General features: G+C 64.9%; 1 protein-coding gene. It reads left to right on the forward strand.

The genetic code is table 11. The features are described 5' to 3' along the window. Positions 1-63: 63 nt before the first annotated feature. A partial coding sequence (locus tag I5Q34_RS35930) for a beta-ketoacyl synthase N-terminal-like domain-containing protein (protein ID WP_307811770.1) occupies positions 64-1,375 on the forward strand: 1,312 nt, incomplete at its 3' end.

Here is a 1,375-nt window from a genome sequence, read left to right on the forward strand (position 1 = left end):
CACCGCCACACCCAAGGACTCCCCACCACCTCCATCGCCTGGGGACTCTGGGAAGAAGGGGGATTGGCCAACGCCGAGATCACCGGGCACATGCGGCGTCACGGGCTGCCACCGATGCCCACAAGACTCGCCCTGGCCGCCTTCGAGCTAGCCGTCAACCACCCGTCTCCCACCGTCGTCATGGCGGACATCGACTGGCCGACCTTCGCGCTGACCCACGCTGACGAAGCTCCTCCGTTCTTCGAGGAGATTCCTGAGACCCGGCGTTCCAGCAGACACTCCGCTGCCGTGCTCGCCCAGGGGGACAATGCGGAGCTACGCCGCCGGTTGGCCATCCAGAGTTCCAGTCAGCAGCGCCAGACGTTGCTCGACTTCGTCCGCGAACAAGCAGCGGAGACACTCGGACACGAAGGTGCTGGCGGCGTCCCGGAAGACGTCTCGTTCAAGAAGCTCGGGTTCGACTCCCTGTCCGCCGTGCAGTTCCGCAACCGGCTCGCCAAGTCCACTGCAATGCAGCTGCCTACCACCCTGGTCTTCGACCATCCCACGCCTCGGAAGCTCACCGAATTCCTGATCACAGAACTCAGCGCCAGCGGTGTCCACGCCGCCCCGAGCACCGAGAACAGGCCGGCGCTGCCGTCTGCATCAGTCTCGGCCGAACACGATCCGATCGCGGTCATCGGTATGGCATGCCGATTCCCCGGCGGAGTCCAAAGCCCTGAAGATCTCTGGGACCTCCTCGCATCCGAACAGGATGTGATCAGCGACTTTCCAGCGGACCGAGGCTGGGACACGGACAGCCTGTACGACCCGGACCCGGACTCACCCGGGACGACATACACACGCCTGGGTGGCTTCCTCTACCAAGCAGCTGATTTCGACGCCGACTTCTTCGAGATCAGCCCGAAGGAAGCCCTCGCCATGGACCCTCAACACCGGCTTCTCCTCGAAACTTCATGGGAGGCCATCGAGCAGGCGAACATTGACGCCGATACGCTCCGAGAGAGCCGGGTAGGGGTCTTCACCGGCCTCAACGGCCAGGACCACGCCACCCATATGCAGGGCGCGACCGATGCTCTGGACGGCTATCTCTTGACGGGCGCCTCGACGAGCATCGCCTCTGGACGGATCGCCTACTCGTTCGGGCTGGAGGGCCCGGCTGTTTCCATCGACACCGCATGCTCGTCATCACTGGTCGCTCTCCATCTCGCCTGCCAGGCGCTACATGCCGGCGAGTGCTCGATGGCACTCGCCGGAGGGGTGACGGTGATGTCCACCCCGGTCACGTTCCTGGAATTCTCGCGCCAACGGGGTCTCTCCCCGGATGGTCGGTGCAAGGCGTTCTCGGCGGCGGCGGACGGCACCGGATGGGGCG

The sequence above is a fragment of the Streptomyces sp. AV19 genome (assembly GCF_015999245.1).
Classification (GTDB): Bacteria; Actinomycetota; Actinomycetes; order Streptomycetales; family Streptomycetaceae; genus Streptomyces.